This is a genomic window from Bacteroides sp. 11BF (genome assembly GCF_019633765.1).
GTDB classification, from domain to species: Bacteria; Bacteroidota; Bacteroidia; order Bacteroidales; family Bacteroidaceae; genus Bacteroides; species Bacteroides hominis.
Map to the genome: position 1 here is coordinate 106973 of NZ_JAFKPJ010000004.1, position 21006 is coordinate 127978.

General features: G+C 44.9%; 19 protein-coding genes. 5 read left to right on the plus strand and 14 right to left on the minus strand.

Annotated features, from left to right (window positions below; genetic code table 11):
- Positions 1-65 precede the first annotated feature (65 nt).
- Positions 66-650 (minus strand): hypothetical protein, encoded by a 585-nt coding sequence (locus JZY04_RS05355; RefSeq protein ID WP_022012447.1) that lies wholly within the window; start codon positions 648-650, stop codon positions 66-68.
- A gap of 3 nt (positions 651-653) precedes the next feature.
- Complete coding sequence (locus JZY04_RS05360) at positions 654-1169, minus strand: RNA polymerase sigma factor (protein ID WP_005780219.1); 516 nt, start codon at positions 1167-1169, stop codon at positions 654-656.
- Between the two features lie 185 nt (positions 1170-1354).
- Between JZY04_RS05360 and JZY04_RS05365 the strand changes: the two genes are divergently transcribed.
- The 4 genes from JZY04_RS05365 (at position 1355) to JZY04_RS05380 (ending at position 5022) form a co-directional block, all read left to right on the plus strand.
- Complete coding sequence (locus JZY04_RS05365; RefSeq protein WP_122141791.1) at positions 1355-1762, plus strand: DUF4440 domain-containing protein; 408 nt, start codon at positions 1355-1357, stop codon at positions 1760-1762.
- A 291-nt stretch (positions 1763-2053) separates the two neighbouring features.
- Positions 2054-3190: a fibronectin type III domain-containing protein gene (locus JZY04_RS05370; protein WP_122141789.1), complete on the plus strand. Its 1137-nt coding sequence runs from the start codon at positions 2054-2056 to the stop codon at positions 3188-3190.
- Positions 3191-3216: 26 nt separating this feature from the next.
- Complete coding sequence (locus tag JZY04_RS05375; protein ID WP_122141788.1) at positions 3217-4083, plus strand: porin family protein; 867 nt, start codon at positions 3217-3219, stop codon at positions 4081-4083.
- Positions 4084-4131: 48 nt separating this feature from the next.
- Positions 4132-5022 carry a porin family protein gene (locus tag JZY04_RS05380; RefSeq protein WP_101603313.1) on the plus strand — a complete coding sequence of 297 codons (891 nt, stop codon included), beginning with the start codon at positions 4132-4134 and terminating at the stop codon, positions 5020-5022.
- 89 nt (positions 5023-5111) lie between these two features.
- On the opposite strand, the gene JZY04_RS05385 is transcribed toward JZY04_RS05380, so the two are convergent.
- The 4 genes from JZY04_RS05385 to JZY04_RS05400 all read right to left on the minus strand — a co-directional run bounded on the left by JZY04_RS05385 (position 5112) and on the right by JZY04_RS05400 (position 9440).
- Complete coding sequence (locus JZY04_RS05385; RefSeq protein ID WP_122141787.1) at positions 5112-6032, minus strand: porin family protein; 921 nt, start codon at positions 6030-6032, stop codon at positions 5112-5114.
- A gap of 55 nt (positions 6033-6087) precedes the next feature.
- Complete coding sequence (locus JZY04_RS05390; RefSeq protein ID WP_122141786.1) at positions 6088-7044, minus strand: vitamin B12 dependent-methionine synthase activation domain-containing protein; 957 nt, start codon at positions 7042-7044, stop codon at positions 6088-6090.
- Between the two features lie 261 nt (positions 7045-7305).
- Complete coding sequence (locus JZY04_RS05395; protein ID WP_122141785.1) at positions 7306-8685, minus strand: dihydroorotase; 1380 nt, start codon at positions 8683-8685, stop codon at positions 7306-7308.
- An 8-nt stretch (positions 8686-8693) separates the two neighbouring features.
- Positions 8694-9440 carry a polyprenol monophosphomannose synthase gene (locus tag JZY04_RS05400; protein ID WP_122141784.1) on the minus strand — a complete coding sequence of 249 codons (747 nt, stop codon included), beginning with the start codon at positions 9438-9440 and terminating at the stop codon, positions 8694-8696.
- Positions 9441-9632: 192 nt separating this feature from the next.
- On the opposite strand from JZY04_RS05400, the gene mfd reads away from it, so the two are divergent.
- On the plus strand, positions 9633-13010 hold the full coding sequence (mfd, locus tag JZY04_RS05405; protein ID WP_122141783.1) for a transcription-repair coupling factor: 3378 nt from the start codon (positions 9633-9635) through the stop codon (positions 13008-13010).
- A gap of 105 nt (positions 13011-13115) precedes the next feature.
- Here mfd and JZY04_RS05410 read toward each other — a convergent pair whose 3' ends face one another.
- The 8 genes from JZY04_RS05410 to JZY04_RS05445 form a co-directional block, all read right to left on the minus strand.
- Positions 13116-14969 (minus strand): YgiQ family radical SAM protein, encoded by a 1854-nt coding sequence (locus JZY04_RS05410; RefSeq protein WP_122141782.1) that lies wholly within the window; start codon positions 14967-14969, stop codon positions 13116-13118.
- A gap of 25 nt (positions 14970-14994) precedes the next feature.
- Positions 14995-15471, minus strand: a complete 477-nt coding sequence (locus JZY04_RS05415) for a DUF456 domain-containing protein (protein WP_122141781.1) — start codon at positions 15469-15471, stop codon at positions 14995-14997.
- A gap of 4 nt (positions 15472-15475) precedes the next feature.
- The gene (locus tag JZY04_RS05420) at positions 15476-15820 is read right to left on the minus strand and encodes a hypothetical protein (protein ID WP_032535786.1); all 345 of its coding nucleotides are present in this window, start codon (positions 15818-15820) and stop codon (positions 15476-15478) included.
- Positions 15817-16032: a sulfurtransferase TusA family protein gene (locus JZY04_RS05425; RefSeq protein WP_005807358.1), complete on the minus strand. Its 216-nt coding sequence runs from the start codon at positions 16030-16032 to the stop codon at positions 15817-15819. The genes JZY04_RS05420 and JZY04_RS05425 overlap by 4 nt, the downstream gene beginning before the upstream one ends.
- Entirely contained in the window at positions 16029-16349 is a 321-nt protein-coding gene (locus JZY04_RS05430) for a hypothetical protein (protein WP_032542511.1), read from the minus strand. Before JZY04_RS05430 ends, JZY04_RS05425 begins: the two co-directional genes overlap by 4 nt.
- Before the next feature lie 166 nt (positions 16350-16515).
- Complete coding sequence (locus JZY04_RS05435) at positions 16516-16917, minus strand: hypothetical protein (RefSeq protein ID WP_032535789.1); 402 nt, start codon at positions 16915-16917, stop codon at positions 16516-16518.
- 313 nt (positions 16918-17230) lie between these two features.
- Complete coding sequence (locus tag JZY04_RS05440) at positions 17231-20140, minus strand: N-acetylmuramoyl-L-alanine amidase (protein ID WP_122141780.1); 2910 nt, start codon at positions 20138-20140, stop codon at positions 17231-17233.
- A 101-nt stretch (positions 20141-20241) separates the two neighbouring features.
- Positions 20242-20964, minus strand: coding sequence for a tyrosine-protein phosphatase (locus tag JZY04_RS05445; protein ID WP_005823386.1), 723 nt, complete (start codon positions 20962-20964; stop codon positions 20242-20244).
- Positions 20965-21006 lie beyond the last annotated feature (42 nt).

Consider the following 21006-nt stretch of genomic DNA (forward strand, 5'->3'; position numbering starts at 1 on the left):
ATGTCTCGGGGGGACTTGCGAACGCCTCTTCAAAGTTAGAGAGAATTTGTAAAGTACGGTTTAAGTTAAGCTGTATGATTTAATTCTTTTAACTCGTTTAGGTTCTTCTTTATTTCTTTTATATGTCTGAGGTTCCGGCGATACACCCACAGGCAGATTCCAAGTCCGACGGCCCACACGATCAGACTGCTGACGATTCCTGCAGCACCGTATTGCCAGACCTGTTTGTAGAAAGAGAAAAAGGTAGCCATCACAAGCAGGTAGAGTATGCCTATGATCCATTCGCGAACCATCCATCTGTGATATCGGTTGATACGGGAGATTACTGTGACCAGAGGCATTTCATCTATCCGGGTCCGCCCCAGGTAATGGGCGGAATACAAATCCCAGCAAAGGGCCGGGATGCACAGGAAGAGGGCGATCCAATAATAAAAGTCCGTAAGTGCATCATCACATATCCAGAAGATGACTGCCAATGCCAGTATGCCGATTGCGGCAAAACGCAGCTTTCTGTTGAACCGTTCTATGCTGTTAATGTTGTTCCGGGTGCGTCCCAATAATTGTTTCATTTCTTCTTCCTTGATGAACTCCTTGCCTTTGAGGTGTTCATCCAGTGCGTTCCACGATTTCTTCAGATCATCCAGTTCCATATCTTATTCCTCCTTTTTCATCTTTTTTAGTTTGTCTTTAATCCGGCTCAGCTTGGTTGCTACATTAGTCACTGTCAGTCCGGTGATTTCCGAGATTTCCTCGTAACTTTTCTCTTCCAGATAAAGCAATATAATCGACTTATCCAGTTGTCCCAGTTGATTGATCATCCGGTACAGTTGCCGGAGCATTTCCGTCAGTTCGTCTTTCTCTTCCGTCAGCCAGTCGGCTTCGCGGGTGAGTGCCACGATTTCCGGAATGTTTTTCTCTTTGCGGATAAAGCTGATGCAAGTGTTCAGTGCGATCCGGTAAATCCAGGTCGAGACTTTGCACTCTTTCCGGAATCTGGGGTAAGCCTTCCACAGATTGAGAATCACTTCCTGATAAAGATCGCCGAGCGTGGCGTGCTGGGTGGTATAAAGATAGCACACCTTGTAAATCACCCGCTCGTACTCCCTGACTACGGAGAGGAACTCTTGTTCTACGGGTTCGTTGGCTTGCGGCGGACTGGTGGGGTTCATTGTCTTCTTTTCGGGATTACTTTTGTATGGTTAGTCGCAAAGGAAAGGAAATAATCACAAAATAAAAGCGGAAATTAGTGGGAATTTGGACTATTTCCGGATATTTATTATATTTGGAAACGATAAGAATCTGTGGGTGACGGAGTTTGTCAAGTATGAAACGTTTTAAATAAATCCGTATTTTTATGACTGGATGTACAAGTATGGCTTCAAATAGCGAGGACCTGAAGGCCTTTATTTTATCTTTGGAAGAACAAGCTCTGAAGTTATGGAATCGTGGAAACCCGGATGGGTTTATAGAACTGTCATCTGATGATGTTGTCTATATCGACCCCGCTTTCAAGAACAAACTGGAAGGTAAAAAGGCTCTGGAAGAGTATTATAACAGCATTCGGGGAAAAGTCGAGATCGACAGGTATAAAATGATAGAACCCACTGTATTGCTGTCATCCGATGTCGCTGTTCTGGCATATGATTATGAAGCTTATAGAGATGACCGGACATTCAGGATGCATTGTACGGAAGTATATAAACTGGATTCGTCTGAACAGTGGAAAATCATACATACCCATTGGTCTTTTTGTCCTGTCTGATAATGGCGGACAGAATGGGAATGGCCGGATCTTTTCCCTACAGGAGGATGCTGGGATATTGCGTTCCATAATATCCTATCCATACCTGAATCATGCTTTCTTCACAACGGTTTGTCTCTGTATCTTTGTAATACTTCTTTCGGATATGTAGTTTTGTCACGTCTTCTTGTATGTCACTGGAAGAGAGGACAGAGGTACTTCGGATTTGTTTGGAATCAAACTGTTTTCTTTTGTTATATTTATAATAAATATTGTAACTTTGCCGGCAATTAACACTATAAATAGACAAAGATGAACAAGAGAAGATTACTGGGCTTGCTCTGCCTGATGGCATTGCTGGCCACCTCCTGTGACAATAAGGGGGATTATTGGGGAGCCATGGAAGCCTCTGAAACCACAATGACATTGGAGCGCATTTGTGACGTGTCTACGCTTTCGCAAGATTCGATAGAATTGCTATCCCGTATCATGGGGATAGATACTGATGAACTGTATCGGGCAGACGCTGTCATGATAGGAAAAGTATCAGGGGGAGAAACCAGTCGGTATTACTATCCTAGGTTTGTGATTGCCAAAGACAAAACAATGGAGGAAGTGATTGCGGAAGCTTATATCCGTCACAGTGCAGGGAATACCTTTTATGCTTTCCTGGATCAAAACATGCTGGCTGTGGGTGAAACTTACTATTGTGCCATGAACGACTATCACTATGGCTATACCGGACGTCCGGGATTGCTGGATCACGTGTTGGGAGAAAATGCGAGTAAAGAACAATATAGTGCAGTGAAAACGTTTCGCCTTTCAGGTTTGCCAAGGTTGATAGTATACGATACACAGCTGTCAGGATTTAGTTGCTACTTGTCTGTAGAGGTTCGTTCTAATACTAAGACTGAAATTATAGAGCAGGGTGCTTGTTACAGTTCTGCCAACACACAGCCTACCATTGCCGACCAGAAGACACTGGCACGGGAAACTCGGGATTATAACTATTCGAATTTTGTAGTAGAGGTAACGGATTTTCTTCCGAATACCCATTACTATGTACGTCCCTATGTGACTACTAAAGAGGGAACCGGCTATGGCCCGGTGGTTGAATTTACAACCGAGCGGGGTTCAGAACCGGAGGTTAACAATTTTACGTTGTATCCATCCGGCTATATGTCGGTTGAACTGTATGCTTCCTTTTATGCAAATGATTTTCTGATTACAAATTATGGATATAGCTATGGCATTTATTCACAGGAAACGGGAATGATGCAGGACGAAAAAAACGTAGAGATTCCCTTTACTGAGGACAATGGATTGACGCTCAGTGAGGTTGTCAATGATTTGCGTCCCGGAACCATTTATAAGTTTCGTGTTTATGTGAAAAATGAAGTAGGGACGACTTATAGTGAATATCTTACTTTTGAGACTCCTGCAGAATAAAATATAGATTTAAAGAACGAAAACAGATGAAAAGAATAATAATAGGAGTGATTGCCTGTATTTGTGCAATCACCGTGATGGCTCAGGTACAGACACACGATGTAAAAGGAGTAGTATTTGACAGAAAGCAGCAACCCATTGTGGGTGCATTAGTCACAGCCAAAGGAACCAATATCAGCACAATAACCGATGTCGACGGTAAGTTCTTCTTGCAGGAAGTTCCTCTTTCGGTCAAAAAGGTGATTGTTACTTCCATCGGTATGGAGACCCGGGAAGTGGACCTGAATATACCGGTACAGCTCACCGGAAAGCGTAAGAAGCTTTCGTTTGTGGCACATGCCGGTATCAGCATGAGTAAATATACTACATATGGTTCCGATTTTAAGGTGGGATATGAGTTTGGTTTAGGTATCGAAGTACGCATGTCAAAACGATGGGCTTTCCAGCCTACTCTGCAAATTTGTAACCGTGGAGCAGAGTTCAATGCCGAAAGAAACGGTGTGAAGTATCAGGAAACTTGGAATCCGGTTTCATTGGATCTGCCGATGTTGTTCATTCTTCGTCATCCGGTAGCCCGTAAAATGAATCTGGCCTTTTCTGTGGGACCTGTGTTTTCGTATGGCTTTGCAGGAAAAGTGAAAGCTACGGAAACAAGTAAACCCGATGAAGAGTATGACATTTATAGCAAAGAGTATGAATATGATTATTATGGCGGGAAACATTCTTTGTTGCATCCTTTCAGCTTTGGTGTTGCTTATGGCATAGGTGTGGAATACAAGAAGTGGTTGGTAGGTGTTTCCGGAAAGAGTATGTGTTTGGGACAGGATGATGAAGGTTTTGAAGCGAAAGAACACAACCTGGCACTTACTTTGGGAGTTACTTACCGTTTCTGATCAAGCGGATATGGAGAACCGGATGTTGAATGTAAAAAATAAAAAAATATGAAAAGATATATAGCATTGGCATTGGTCTGCCTGGCACTGACAGACGTTATGGCCCAAAAACAAAAAGTGGTAGAGAAGATCGTGGATGAAGATTACTATCCGGTAGACGGGGCGGTAGTTACCTTGAAACGTACGAACCAACAGGCTGTCACCGATAAAAATGGAGTTTTTGTACTGGAGGAAGTACCTGTCTATTTCGACTCACTACAGGTGACAAAAGGTAAACGCAGCGGATATGTAGATCTCCCGATGCGTATACAAATGCGTACACAAGTGATGCAACGCTTCTCGTTGATCGTGAAGGCTGGAATTGGAGCAGGTAAGTTTATGCAAGGACCCGAATCGAAACTGAAAGACGGTCTTAGTATCTATGGAGGGGTAGGGGCCGATATCCGGATGTCGAAACACTGGGCTTTCCAACCCTCACTTTTGTTGGTTTCCCGTAAAATGAAAGGGCATGATTTCTATGATTATTATACGGAAAATAACGGTGATGGCTCTTCATCCGTTTCTTATGATCAGGTGAGTGGTACTTACAATCCATTCTATCTGGAGATTCCTTTACTGTTTGCACTGAAGTATAGAATAGGAAATGATCTGAATCTGGTATTCAGTTTCGGTCCTTATATTGACTTGGGGATCAGTGGAGACGTTAAGAAAGAATTTCGCAAGCGTTCTTATGATAGTAGTGGAGATTATAATAGAGTGGAATATGTTACTGAAAGCCAGTCATTGTTCGGCAAACGGTTTACCGGAGGATTTGCCTATGGAATCGGAGTGGAATACGGGCACTTCCTGATAGGAGGAACCGGAAGAGTGGGGTGTACTTCATGGAATCACTCGGAAGGTTTTCTGGATGTCGCTTTTGAAATAGGATATCGTTTCTAAGTTCACCACAGATTACACGGATTTTCACAGATTATTGGCAATTATGATCTGTGATAATCTGTGAAATCTGTGGTGATAATGTATTGTATTTAAAATCTGTATCCTACTGTCAGAATCCCTCCGATCGGGTAATGTTTCTCGGTATCGCCTGCGTACAGTGTTCCTCCTTTAACCGGCTCCATGAATCCGTGCTGGAAAGAGGCATTGATCAGGTAATGTTTCCATATTTCAAAACCGATGCCTCCCTGAACTCCGATGTCGAAACGTTTCAACAAGGCATCTTTATTTTTCGCTTCAGCTAAGGAAGAGTAGGATTTGAAAGGGTTATGCGACTCACCTTTATGGCCGCCTTTGTTTGTCAGTTCATACTTTCCACCCATGCCTACGGCTAAATAAGGTCCGATATTGATTACAAACTTAACATGGTTTGACACATCCATCTTAAAAGCTGCCAGAATAGGGATGTCCAGATAAATAGGAGCTATTTTGGCTTTATAAGAGATAGGTTCGGTAGACGAGGACAGCGGAGAATACCCGTCGTACTCGGCAGTTGCTCCTTTGCTGGTGACCATCAGTCCCGATTGGATAGCCCAATGCCTGCTGAAATTATATTCCGCACCGACACCGGCACTGAATCCGGTGCGTTCGTCCAAGCCGTCCGGGCGGCGGAAACTGAACAGGCTGACTCCGGCTTTCACATTCCATGAAAAACCTTTCTCTACGGGCTGAAGCTGAATATAGACGTTGGGAGCTACGGCTACCTCTTTGCGTTCCATGCCTACGTGATAGACAACAAGCTGCTGTGCTGAAGCAGGTGCTTCTGTTATTACAAACTTGCCATCTACGTTGGTTACGGCACCAATATTAGTGCCTTTGACAACAATGGCGGCACCGACGGCGGGTTGGCCGTCACCAACTACAACAGTACCCGCTATCCGCTGAGTCTGTGCAAGGATCACTACGCTACAGGAGGGAAGTAACCATAATAACAGAATAAGAACCTTTTTCATAACTTTTTCTATTTTAAAGTATAGGATCAGTTACAAATATACCGAAAGAAAAGATTTACTGCAAGTTTGCTGCCAGAAATTTACGCATCTCTCCAACGCTTTTTCCTCTTCGTGCGGCATAATCCGCCAATTGGTCCTCACCGATCTTCCCCACCGAGAAATAGTGGGAAGCCGGATGTGCAAACATCAATCCGCATACTGAAGCGTGAGGATACATGGCTCCGTTCTCTGTCAGGCGGATACCGATCTGTTTCATATCAAGAATTTCGTCGAGAATAAAGTTCACAGACTGATCGGGTAAAGATGGGTAGCCTACAGCAGGGCGGATACCCTGGTATTTTTCGACAAGAAGATCGGGAATAGAGAGATTTTCGTCTTTTGCATACCCCCATACTTCTTTGCGGACATATTCGTGCATCTTTTCGGTGGCAGCTTCGGCCAGACGGTCGGAGAGTGTTTGTACCAGAAGATGTTTATAAGGGTCTTGTTCGTAAAGTCCCTCCATATCCGCATCAATGGAAGAGGCAAAAACTCCTACTGTATCAGTGATTCCCGAAGACAGAGGGCGTACAAAGTCGCTGAGGCATAAGAAAGGTTCGTTCTCTTTTTTCTTGACTTGCTGCCGGAGCAGCGGGAAAGTGATACCGTCGATAATCAGGTTGTCTCCGTCGGCATTGGCTGGGCAAAGTTTAAAAACGCTTTTCACTTCAAAGTCCCTGTCCAATTCGTCCAGCATCCGGTTGGCTTCTTTATAGAGTTGCATGGCTTCGGAAGCTTTGCCCCGTTCTTCTTCCGGAAAGGTTGTCAGCCAGGAAGCACGACAGGCGTCACATCCGTGGATATTGGCTATGGCGGCATAACGCGGCTGAAACCCCCAGGCGTGAAAAAAATAAATCCAGTTGATGTAGGGGGATAAATCATGAACACTGAACGATAAACGGTTTTCAAACGCTGAACGATCAACTGTTTCTGAACGATGAACGAGGGATGATGACGGGTTATGCTTTTCCATATTTGACTGTTTTAATGCTGGTGATAATAAGTTTCATTGATCCGTTTGCGTTGGCAAACATGCTTGAATATTCAGTTTCAGATAAATATTCGGTTTTAAATAACAATTCTTTCATTCAGAGACTTATGTAGGTTTACGATTCGTATCGCGAAAGCCCTGCTTTTATCTTTCAATATATTTCCCATTCTTCTGCATTTATCGTTCCCGGTTTATCCCCTGCTCCTTGTTTATCATTTAGATGGTTGATCGTTCAGAAATTGTTCATCGTTTAAAATAGATTTCTTGTCCGCGATAAGCTTCATCTACCTGTCCGTCAGTATACAATAGGTGTCCGTTGGCAAATGTCTTTTCTACTTTCCAGTCAAAGGTACGTCCTTCGAGCGGACTCCATCCACATTTGCTTAAGATTTGTTCTGCACTTACCGTCCATAATGCGTCCGGCCGAACCAGTACCAGGTCTGCCTGATAACCGGGACGAATGAAACCGCGGTTATGGATATTATATATTTGGGCGGGTGCATGGCACATTTTCTCAACGACTTTTTCAATCGTGAAGATACCTTCGTTCACCAGTTCAAGCATACTGATCAGAGAGAACTGGATCATAGGCATGCCTGACATTGCCTTTAACGGGCCTCCTTCTTTTTCACTGAGCAGGTGTGGTGCATGATCGGTGGCAATCACGTCTATCAGGTTGGAGTTGACAGCCTGACGAAGTGCATCCCGGTTGGTTTTAGCTTTGATGGAAGGGTTACATTTGATACGTGTACCTAATTCCGCATAATCCGAAGAGTCGAATAACAGGTGCGAAACACAAGCTTCTGCCGTAATCCTTTTTTCTTCCAATGGAATATCATTATCAAAAAGAGAAAGCTCTTTGGCTGTGGAGATATGCAGGATATGCAGACGAGCGTCTGCAATGCGTGCCAGGCGTACAGCCAGTTCGGACGACTCGTAGCAGGCTGCTATCGAACGTATCTTTGCATGGTAACCCATCGGAAGGGTTTCGTGGTGAACATGGTAGTACTGATAAGGATATTTTTCAATATATTCTCTTACGTATTTCTCCGTATTCTTTTTAATTGTTTCATGATTCTCACAGTGGGCGGCAATCAGCAAATCGGTTCCATTGAAGATGTTCAGCAAGCTGTTCATCTTGTCTACCAGCATATTGCCTGTACTCGATCCCATAAAGAGCTTGATTCCGCATACACGGCTTTTATCCAGTTTGTCAAACTCGGTATAGTTATTGTTTGTTGCTCCGAAATAGCATGAATAGTTGACACTGCATTTCTCGGCAAGCAAATCGAACTTGGAATTGAGTGCGTCCAGTGTGGTGGTTTGCGGATTGGTATTGGGCATGTCCATAATAGAGGTTACCCCTCCTGCTGCCGCAGCCCGGCTTTCGGTGGATATGTCGGCCTTATGGGTTAGGCCCGGATCGCGAAAATGCACATGATCGTCGATGACACCCGGAAGCAGATAGCATCCGTTGGCATGGATTGTCTCTTCACAGGGAGTGGCCGGTTTCTGTCCTTTCTCCAGTATCTCGGCTATTTTTTCACCTTCGATGACTACCGAACCGCGTGTGGAGCGTCCTTCGTTTACTATGATGGCGTTTTGTATTAATGTTCTTTTCATATCTTAATTCATTTTGTTTTCTGCGGAAATTTGTGGAACCAGCTGTTCACTTTCAGTTTGATAACTCCAAATACCGCTTCTCCGAAAATACTGCTGTTCATTTTTGATGTGCCCAGTTCACGGTTAATGAAAATCACCGGTACTTCGATAATCTTGAACCCGCATTTGTAAGCGGTGAATTTCATTTCTATCTGAAAAGCGTAACCCTTGAAACGGATGTGGTCAAGATCGATGGTCTCGAGTACCTGACGACGATAACACTTAAAACCGGCAGTAGTGTCGTGTATCGGTAGTCCGGTAACGATGCGAACATATTTAGATGCAAAATAAGACATAAGGACGCGTCCCATCGGCCAATTCACTACGTTCACTCCGCTTACGTAGCGGGAACCGATGGCTACATCTCCTCCTTGGTTGGCACAAGCATCGTAGAGCCGTGGCAAGTCATTGGGGCTGTGGCTGAAATCGGCGTCCATCTCAAAAATGTATTCGTATGAATGTTCCAGTGCCCACTTGAACCCGGTGATATATGCCGTTCCCAATCCCAGTTTTCCTTTGCGCTCTATCATAAAGAGACGGTCGGGGAACTCTTGCTGCAGGGTTTTTACGATGGTGGCGGTTCCATCCGGAGAGCCATCTTCTATGATAAGAATATGAAAAATCTTTTCCAGTCCGAAAACGGCACGGATAATGTTCTCTATGTTTTCCCGTTCGTTGTAGGTAGGGATGATTACGATGCTGTCCGATGTCTGCATATTGTGTCTAAATTTGAAGACAAATGTAACGCTTTTCCGCTACTAACCAAAGATAGCGCATTAAAACTAAGGATAATTTAGTACTTTTGCGGTGAATTTGCATCACGGGTTACATGGATTCACACAGATTGGGAATTGATTTTGAGCGATCTGTGTGAGTTGGTGCGTTTGTGATGGACTAAAATGCTATTTATGACGATTACTGAACTGCAACATCAATATGCCGGGCATCCGAATGTGGAAGCCTTGAACAAACTGTTGGGGGAGCCCGCAGTCAGACATATCTATTGCGGTGGCCTGTATGCTTCCGCTGCTTCCTTATTCGCTTCGGCACTGGTAGAGAAGAGTCCTTGCCCGTTTGTTTTCATATTGGGTGATCTGGAAGAAGCCGGTTATTTTTATCATGATCTTACTCAGGTATTGGGTACGGAGCAGATTTTGTTTTTTCCTTCTTCGTTTCGCCGTTCGGTGAAGTATGGACAAAAAGATGCGGCCAACGAGATATTGCGTACCGAGGTACTCAGCCGGCTTCAGAAAGGTGAGCAAGGGTTGTGCATCGTCACTTATCCGGATGCGTTGGCCGAAAAGGTAGTCTCGCGCCAGGAATTGAGTGAAAACACATTGAAGTTACATGTGGGCGAGAAGGTGGACACCGGTTTTATCACGGATGTATTACATAGTTACGGGTTTGAGTATGTCGACTATGTGTATGAACCGGGACAGTATGCTGTTCGCGGCAGTATTATTGACGTATTTTCTTTTTCGTCCGAATATCCCTATCGTATCGATTTTTTTGGTGATGATGTGGAGAGTATCCGTACTTTTGAGGTAGAGTCACAGCTATCGAAAGAGAAAAAGGAAAGCATTGTCATTGTACCCGACCTTGCCGTAACCGGAAAAGTTACTACTTCTTTCCTTGACTTTATTCCGAAAGATACGACTCTGGCAATGCGTGATTTTCTCTGGTTGCGGGAACGCATTCAGGCTGTTCACGATGAATCGCTTACACCACAGGCTCTTGCTGCACAAGAGGCGGAAGAGAACGGAGGCATCACTCTGGAAGGCAAACTGATTGATGGTAGTGACTTTACTGTCCGTGCCTTAGATTTCCGGCGGATGGAGTTTGGCAACAAGCCAACCGGTACACCGGATGCCACGTTGACTTTTCATACTACGGCACAGCCCATTTTCCATAAGAATTTCGATTTGGTGGCAGAGTCTTTCAAAGATTATCTGAGCCAGGGATACACACTTTATATCTGTAGTGACAGTACGAAACAGACAGACCGTATCAAGGCTATTTTTGAGGACCGTGGAGACCGGATTCAGTTTACAGCTGTGGAACGGACACTGCATGAGGGGTTTGCGGATGACACTCTGAAACTTTGCCTGTTTACAGATCATCAATTGTTCGACCGTTTCCATAAATATAACTTGAAGAGTGATAAAGCCCGTTCGGGAAAAGTTGCTCTTTCACTGAAAGAACTGAATCAGTTTACTCCCGGCGATTATGTGGTGCATACCGATCATGGAGTAGGACGTTTTTCCGGTCTGGTGCGTATTCCTAACGGAGATACGACGCAGGAAGTGATGAAACTGGTTTACCAGAATGAAGATGTGGTATTTGTCTCCATCCACTCGTTGCATAAAGTCTCAAAATATAAAGGGAAAGAAGGAGAAGCTCCCCGGTTGAACAAGCTGGGCACCGGTGCTTGGGAGAAGTTGAAGGAGCGTACCAAGACAAAGATTAAAGATATAGCCCGTGATCTGATTAAACTTTACTCGCAACGTCGTGAGGAGAAGGGGTTTGCATACAGTCCCGACAGCTTTTTGCAACGGGAGCTGGAAGCTTCGTTCATTTATGAAGATACCCCCGATCAGAGTAAAGCTACGGCAGATGTGAAACAGGACATGGAACGGGATATGCCGATGGACCGGTTGGTGTGCGGAGATGTGGGGTTCGGCAAGACGGAAGTGGCCATACGTGCCGCGTTTAAAGCTGTAGCGGACAATAAGCAGGTAGCCGTCCTGGTGCCTACTACGGTATTGGCATACCAACACTTCCAGACTTTCCGTGACCGTCTGAAAGGGCTTCCCTGTCGGGTAGAATATCTCAGTCGTGCCCGTACGGCAGCACAGGCAAAGGCAGTTATCAAAGGATTGGAAACCGGAGATGTAAATATTCTGATCGGTACTCACCGTATTCTGGGTAAAGATGTCAAGTTCAAGGACCTTGGCCTGTTGATCATTGATGAAGAGCAGAAATTCGGTGTGTCGGTCAAGGAGAAACTGCGCCAGATGAAAGTGAATGTGGATACATTGACGATGACGGCAACTCCGATTCCGCGTACGTTGCAGTTTTCATTGATGGGAGCACGTGATTTAAGTGTGATTTCTACTCCGCCTCCCAACCGCTATCCGATACAGACGGAAGTACATACGTTCAGTGAAGAGGTGATTGCCGATGCCATTAATTTTGAAATGAGCCGCAATGGGCAGGTTTTTCTGGTCAATAATCGTATAGCCAATCTCCCGGAACTCAAAGCGATGATTCTCCGTCGTATTCCAGATTGCCGGATTGCCATCGGGCATGGGCAGATGGAGCCGGCGGAATTGGAGCAGATTATCTTCGGTTTTGTCAATTATGATTATGATGTGTTGATTGCCACCACCATTATTGAGAGTGGAATCGACATACCGAATGCCAATACTATTATTATCAATCAGGCTCAGAACTTTGGTCTGAGTGACTTGCATCAGATGCGCGGACGTGTAGGACGTAGCAATAAAAAAGCTTTTTGTTATTTACTGGCTCCCCCCTTATCGTCGTTGACGCCTGAAGCTAAACGTCGTCTGCAAGCTATTGAGAATTTCAGTGATTTGGGGAGTGGCATTCATATTGCCATGCAGGATCTGGATATTCGTGGTGCAGGAAATATGTTGGGAGCCGAACAAAGTGGTTTTATTGCTGATCTGGGCTATGAAACTTACCAGAAAATATTATCCGAGGCTGTACATGAACTGAAAACAGATGAATTTGCAGAGCTCTATGCCGACGAATTAAAGGGGGAAGGCATCATAAGTGGTGAAGAGTTTGTAGAAGAGTGCCAGGTGGAAAGCGATCTGGAATTGTTGTTACCGGCCAATTATGTGACAGGTAGCAGCGAACGTATGTTACTGTATCGTGAATTGGACGGATTGACTCTTGATAAAGATGTAAATGCTTTCCGTTTACGGTTGGAGGATCGTTTTGGCCCTGTTCCTCCCGAAACGGAGGAATTGTTACGTATTGTACCGCTAAGGCGTCTGGCTGCACGTTTAGGAGTGGAAAAAGTATTCCTGAAAGGGGGGCGTATGACTCTGTTCTTTGTCAGCAATCCGGATAGTCCGTATTATCAGAGTGCCGCTTTCGGCAAGATGATCGATTATATGATGAAATATACCCGCCGATGCGATTTGAGGGAGCAGAACGGACGTCGGTCTATGTTGGTGAAAGACATTCCGAATGTGGAAACCGCCGTCAGTGTGCTTCAGGAGATAGTGGCATTGCCGGTGAGAGAAAAAGAATAGACAGTTTACTTCGGAGGACACAGAGTATATACAGAGGATAAATTTTATCTTCAAACAGCGAAACTTTTGTGTCCTCTGTGTTCTCCGGAGTGAATAAAGCATGAATTATCTTTTTCCGTACAACTTGTCTATCAGGTCTGCCCGTCCGATGCGGCGCAGTTCATTGATGATGTTCCGTCGTTCTTCCGGTTTATACCAAAAAAAGAATTGTCTTTGGGCCAATTTTTCCCGTTGGGTTTTGGCACTGAATACCGGTTCGAGAGTGTATGGGTGGAAGCCGGTGTACCAGGCTTCGGTAGCTACGGTCATAGGGGTGGGAGTGAAGTCCTGCACCTGTTCCAAATGAAAATCCTGCCGCTTGGTAATTACTGCCAGTTCTGCCATATCCTCTTCTCTACATCCGGGATGGCTGGAGATGAAATAGGGGATTAATTGTTGGCGTAAGCCAAGTTCCCGGTTGATTCTGTCAAATATCTTTTTAAACTCCCCGAATTGGCTGAAGGCAGGTTTACGCATGATACTCAGTACCCGGTCACTGGTGTGTTCCGGTGCTACTTTCAGGCGGCCACTGACGTGGCGTGCTATTAGTTCGCGGGTGTATTCCGCCGTACTTTTATTGACGGAAGGGTCTTTGCTTTGATGAAGCAGTAAATCATAGCGTACTCCGCTGCCGATAAAGCTCCGTTTGATTTCCGGTAAAGAATCTACTGCATGGTAGATATCCAGCAATGGCCGATGATCTGTATTGAGGTTCGGGCATACTTTGGGATGGATACACGAAGGACGTTTGCAACGTTTGCAAAGTGCCAGGTCTTTTCCACCCATTTTATACATGTTGGCAGAAGGTCCTCCTAAATCGCTAAGATTTCCTTTGAAGTCGGGTAGTTGTACCACCTCTTTTACCTCTTTCAGAATGCTCTCTTTGCTTCGGCTCACAATAAATTTTCCCTGGTGGGCGGAGATCGTACAAAAGGCACATCCTCCAAAACATCCCCGATGGATATTGATGGAGAATTTAATCATGTCGTAAGCCGGAATACGTTTTCCCTTGTATTTGGGATGGGGTAAGCGTGTATAAGGAAGATCGAATGAATGGTCCAATTCTTCCTGTGTCATCGGTGGATAGGGTGGGTTTACCACTACTACTTTGTTGTCTACAGCTTGAATAATCCGGGCTGCTGCATATTTATTGCTTTCTTCTTCAATGTGCCTGAAATTGGCGGACTGCTTCTTTTTGTCAGCGAGGCATTCTTCGTGGGAATGGAGGGCAATATCTTGCTCATCAGGCTCATATTCATCGGTCAGATAAGCAATTTGCGGAATAGTAGTCAGTGAAGAACGACAGATGTTAAACGGTGAAGTTGTATTGTCCCGGTATTCATTGTGCGTTGTTAATCTGCGGACCAGTTCGCAAATGGGCTTTTCACCCATACCATAAATCAGCATGTCGGCACCGCTTTCACAAAGGATGCTTTTTTTAAGCTGATCTTGCCAATAGTCATAATGGCTGAGGCGGCGCATACTTGCTTCAATACCTCCTAAAATGACCGGTACATCGGGATAGAGTTTTTTCAGGATCTGACTGTACACGATTGAGGGGTATTCCGGTCGCATATCCGGACGTCCGTCCGGTGTGTAGGCGTCATCGCTGCGCAAACGTTTATTAGCTGTATATTTGTTCACCATGGAGTCCATGCAACCTGCACTGATGCCGAAAAAAAGGCGGGGGCGTCCCAGTTTGCGGAAATCGCGCAAGTCGTCACGCCAATTGGGCTGAGGTACGATGGCCACCCGTAAACCTTCGGCTTCAAGGATACGGCCGATGACGGCCGCTCCGAAGGAAGGATGGTCTACATAAGCATCACCGCTAAAAAGGATGACATCCAGTTCGTCCCAGCCGCGAAGCTCTACTTCTTTCTTAGTGGTGGGTAACCAATCAGTAAGTCGATATTCTTTCATGGGAGCAAAGATACGGATAATTTTGCTATACGAGGGCACGGATAAAGCAGAAGATGAACCAACCACATACGGCTACCTTCAGCACGGTACCCAACAGGAAACCTGCAAATGCTCCGAATCCGGCTTTCAGGGCGTATTTGGTCTCTTTACCGCCCAGCAATTCGCCTGCTACTGCGCCTACAAACGGACCGATGAATACCCCCCAGGGAGGAAACAGGAAAATACCGGCAAAGGTACCGATGATACATCCCCATTTACCCCATGAAGTACCTCCGAGCCTTTTCACTCCAAACATTGGAATGAAATAGTCGAGTATTTGTATCAGTACCACAATGAACAGCCAAAGGAACAGTTGCGGAATAGTGAAGGAAACTTTATCGGTGAAGTGTAGAAATACCAATGCCAGATAGGCAACAGGAGGTCCCGGCAACATGGGGACAATACATCCGGCCAATCCGACAAGCAGGCAGATGCTGCCCAAAATGATCAGGAATATATCCATGCGCTCAGCCGATTCTTTTAATAATAGCAATGAATTCCTCGTTGGTCATTCCGAAGTCTTGCTCACGATAGTTCACGAAATCCTCCAGATAGTCGCTGGCTATGGCTTCAAGAACTTCCTTACCGTTAAGTCCTTCTTCATCAATCATAAAACGGATCATACCCTGATAGGCATGAATCGTTTTTAAGCGCTGTTCGGCTCCGGCTACTCCCATCATTTGACAATGATGCTCGTTGCGGGCAATAAGATAAACGGTAGCATAGAATTTTTCTGCGCTACCGAATGTATTTTTTATTTTTTTGATTGCCGTTACCGGCCATTTCTTTATTTGATTTTGTACTTCGCTCATAAGATAGTAAACTGTAAAGTCATCCGCTCTCCATCATATATTTCGCGGAATCCGATACCTTGTTCTGATAAATATTCCTTAAGATCCTGAAATGCGGCTACCTGATCCGTTACAATCTCCATTTTGTCACCGGAACTGGCATTACACATCGCTTTTATGGCCGGAATCAACGGGCTATAGTTTGTCATTCCGCAGGTATCAATGGTAATCATACTTCCTCCTCTTCTTCTGCTTCCTGCTTCGATAGCCAGGTGAGATAAAGTTTGATGAGTTGCTGCAACCCGAATGCTTTCATATTATTGTGATAAATCACGTCTATGCAGAGGTCGAGCAGGTCCTTACTGTCTTCTTCCTGACTTGCTATCAGCGAACGTATATTCAGTTTCAACTTCTCCAGAACGGCTTCATCTACAATGCCATTGCTGTCTATCAGATGCTGGAATAAAGAGTGTTTTTCGATGGTTACCAAATTCTCTTCAGATATTTCCATGCTGCGTGTACCGCTCGGATTTGCTTGTATTGTGTACATAGTGCTTTTATTTTAATAGTTATTATTAGGAGCAAAGATAGAATTTAAAATGAAGAATGGAGTATGCAGCAGGGATTTTTTTTGATGAATTCATATTTTCATAGAATTCCCTCCGTGAGCAGACATGCTCACGGAGGGAACCTTATGACTGTTTATCTGTCAATTGTCAAGGCCATGGCTGAACAATAATCTGAATGGTTTGCCGTCCTAATGGGGGCTGCCCCGGATTGAGCGGATTATACCATTTCATATTAACATGATATCTTCCTGCCAAAATTCCTCTTATGCGCAGAATAATCATAGTGCCAAGTACGTATGACTCTTCTTGTTCTATGCCTTCCGGCGGGTTATCGCATTCCCATATCATTGCTCCAAACATGGGATATGGAATTTCTGCTATTTCGCCCACATGAAGAAAGACCTGACTCGGCAGTGGGGGAGGTGTAACATGAGGAGGTGGAATATCTTGTTCGATTCCTTCCACCTTTGAAATCGGAACGTTCACGGAAGGGCTGTATGCATAAGCTACGCCTCTACAAAGTAGCATGACTACTACTAAAAAAAACATTTTTGTTTTCATAATTATAAAAATTGGTTCATCTAAAATGCCACAAATGATTATCCAACCATAAATAATCAGATTAGAAGACTCTATTATGAAATTAGAAAAAGATAAGATGGCAAAAACAGTAATGGTAATGGGGCAACCGAATGATGGCAGGAACAAGAACGATAGCAGCCATTATGTCAGATGGCAGCAAACCTTAAAATAAATTCACGTAAATAACAGACATTATGACAGTTTTGTCTGCAAAGAACTTGTTCTTTGCAGACAAAAGACTAATACCAAATACCGGGACATAACAATGTTTATTGAAAGTTTATTTTTCTCCGAAGAATTTTAGTATTGCTGCCATTACTGTGGCACGGTCCGTTTCGCTTTCAATGCTTTCGAATGGGAATCCCATTGCGAATACCCGATAATCTCCTTTATAGGCAATTCCGGCACTGCGTTGCCCGGGTTGATATGCGAATACCGGGAAAGCAGAACCTACCGGCACAATGCAGTCGGGAGCAGTTACCGCATAAGACTTTTCGTTAGGCAAGCGGGGAATCTGTATGGTACGTCCCAGGCCCGAGATCTGTCCGGAACGGGTATCACTTAATGAACTCTGATAGCCGTATTTCAGTACAGTCTCTGTGAATTCGCGGTTACCTTGCGAATTACTCATGTCGCTGCCTATATAGGATCCGCTGACAAACAGGTTTCCTCCTGACTGGCAATAAGCTGTCAGTAAGCGCTGCATAGGTGAAGAGAATGTTTTATAATACGTTTTGCGGGCCGGATCACTTTGGATATCATCTTTCTCCAGGCCCAGAATGAAATCTACGATCGGATAGTGCTCCAGTTGGACACGTCTGTTTTCAACGGCTTCGTCACTGCATGAAACGAAGCTGTAGTTTCCGGCAGCCTGAATCGCTTTGCCATGTATAAATGGATAGTCGAAGGTATTCCCGGCAATTTTCATTCCTTCCAGTTCGCCGCCGCTATAACCCAGGCTTCCTTTTCCTTCTTTTCCGGCTTGAAAGCGATCAAAGTCTGTTTGTGCTCCGCAAAACGAAATATTATATTGGTAGGCGACACCGGGATCTTGTTCCAGATCAAAGCCTGCTTCATCCGGTGTGTCAATAACTGCCGGTCCGCTTAACCGATTGAAACCGTTAATGATAAGCACTTTTCCGTGTTCTCGCTTGGCTTTGTAGGCCGCCAGAATTTCAGACGGGAAACTTTCTCCTCCCCGGTTGACAGCCGTAACCTTAAATGAATAAACCAGACCCGGTTCTATTTTTAGAGAGTACGAAGGCTTGTCCACACGTACCCCGTTGTCGAAACCACCATATCCGATGCGGGTGTATACTATATACTCACGAGGACGGGCAGTGGGTTCCGATGGATCGTTCTCTCCCTGCCATGAAAGTTCCAGAGTATTTTTCTTTTTACCGAATCCGATGGCAAAGTTGCTTACGGGAAGTGGTTGTACCACATACTCTTTGTTGTGCTGGCTGCTGACAAATTGCAGTACGGCTTTATAAATGGCGCGTCCTACGGTAAACTTGAAATTCGGATCGTGTCCGAGTTTCATGTCGGCAAAGTTCTGGTGCGACAGTAACTCGATGATGGTGGATGGGGTGGCAGGCAGGCGGGTCTCGCTGTAATTACGGTCCCACATGCTGCGTCGGGTCCATTGTATATTAAAGTTGGCACGAATATCCTTTTGTATTTGGGTAAGCATGAGGTCGGCCAGATCCCGCGAAGCATATCGGTTATTTCCCGAGTTGAGCAGTCCGTTATTGAAGTTGGTTGTATAGATGCCGAGTGACCCTACTATATCGTCCGTTTTACTGTACCCGGCATCACTGTGCAGTGCCACATTCATTTCTAACGGTACACCCAATCCTTTCTGTACGGGATTGAATACGGAGCCCCCCGACAAATAATTGATGGTGTTGGAGCGTGCATTGATGTCGTCTGCATAATCGTTTTCTCCCTGTTTTCCTCCGTAAACGTCATAAGGCATTCCTGCCCATTGGGCGGAATAACGCGCACCCTCCAGATAGCGGGGTAATCCGCTCACTGTAGTACCCCGGACAATGTTTCCCATTCCTCCGCCGAAACGTACGGCGTCGGCACAGACAACTCCGCTTTCATTGCTTTCATTGCTCAGTACCACCATGCCGTAATCATTGCTGCCTTTGTCAAACTCAAATGTACCAAGGTATACCCATGTGCCACTGCCTATCTTCTGGTTGACTTTGAATTCCGTTACACCACCTTTGTGAAATACCAGATACTTGGCGTCACTAACGCTATTGGGGAGTGTCTGGTAAGATACATATACCGCATAGTTTCCCGCTTCGGGAATGGTAGGGATCCATTCGGCGAATGCCTTATTCTTTTTCTTTTCTGTACGGGTGAAGCGTGCGGTACCTGTCAGGAAGGGATTTTCTCCATCTTTGTAGACAGATTTTCTTTGTGCGAATCCATAACCGTTTGTTTGATTCCAACGGGCCTTGCGGCTTTTCATTTCCAGATAGATGGAACCGTTTCGGGTGTCATTGTCTACAATCACTTCATTTTTCTGAGTATCCCGTTCACGCGGAGTATAAACATTAGCTCCGGCGTTTTCAAGCATGGGAATGACATAAGGCAGGATGAAAGATTGCGTGAATAAGTCTTCTGTGGTACAGAACAGTCGCGGACGTTGCCAACTCCATTCGCCTTTATCGTTTTTGAAATATTTGCCATGGCTTTGCCAGAGGGAGATGTGACGGTTTTGCAGTCCTTTGGTTACTTCATAGGGGCGGGAAACATTTTTTACCCAAGGTGCTCCTCTGTATTCCGCATTCGAGAGTCGCGACTTATCTTTCTTTTTTCCACGAAAGAAGTTGGGGACTAACTCTTCGATGGGTTGGTCGTTGACATAAACCGTGGTTCGGAAAAAGCGTACAGGGCCCGGAAGTAACTCTGCTATCTGATGGTAGATTTCATCTACTGTTTCCGATAGAAAGGGCTGATAAGCAAAACTTTCGGAAGCATAGATGGATAGTTTTTTACCTTCAAAGTCAATATCTACGCTTTTTAACTTACTACTTCCGGTATTGGCAGATGCTGGGATGTAAGTCTCAAAGTAATTGCTAAGCCGTTCTTTTACGCTCTTTTCAATTTCTTGCGCAAATAAGATACCTGTGCCCGTAAGGAGCAACAGGAGGAGTATACATAGTTTTTTCATATATTCGGTTGAGTAATAGTCCGGGTACAAAAATAGGAGAAATAAATGAAAAACCGGTGATCCCGATAAGTCATTAGCAATTCAGACTGGTAATGAACCGTTTATTCGGTATACAATGCCCTTAGTCTGTCGATATCTGCTCCTAATTGATTTCTCAGGAAGTTCTCCAGGCCTTGGTAATCGGAATCGATGGTCTGGAAGGCTGCTTCCAGATATTCCTTACGCACGGTGGTAAGAGGCGCGAATTCGGGATGGGCCTGTACGATCGCATCGTATTTGCCTTTTAGGTATTCGGCAGACAGCATATAATCTTCCATAATCACTTTTCTGTCTACACCCAATGCTCCCAATAATAATGCGGCGGCAATACCGGTACGGTCTTTTCCGGCCGAACAGTGAAATAAAAGAGGAGTGTTCCGTTCTTCCGAAACAATCCGGAAAAACTCCCGGTAAGTATCCTGGGCATTTTGGATGATATAGACGTATGCCTGTTCAAGTATTTTCGGAATGTTGTTCAGGTTGAAGTGAGCCATGTCGGTCATGTCACCGGCTTCGATGGACAGAGGAATGTATTGCGTTACCGTTGCCGGTATTCTGTCTGCTGCCACTTTCTTTTCCTGTATACTTCTGAAGTCAATATCCGTACGGATGGATAAAGAGGCAAGATAGGCCAGGTCGGATTCTGTCAGTTTATTGAGATCGCCCGAACGGATAAATGTTTTCCACTTTACGTGTTTATGGCCTGCTGCGGGGTAACCTCCCAAGTCGCGCATATTATATGCTCCCTCGACAGGGAGAAGACGGAGATATTCTTCTTGTTTCATGTATGATTTGTCTTTTTATTAAAGAAAAGAAGAGTGAAGAGT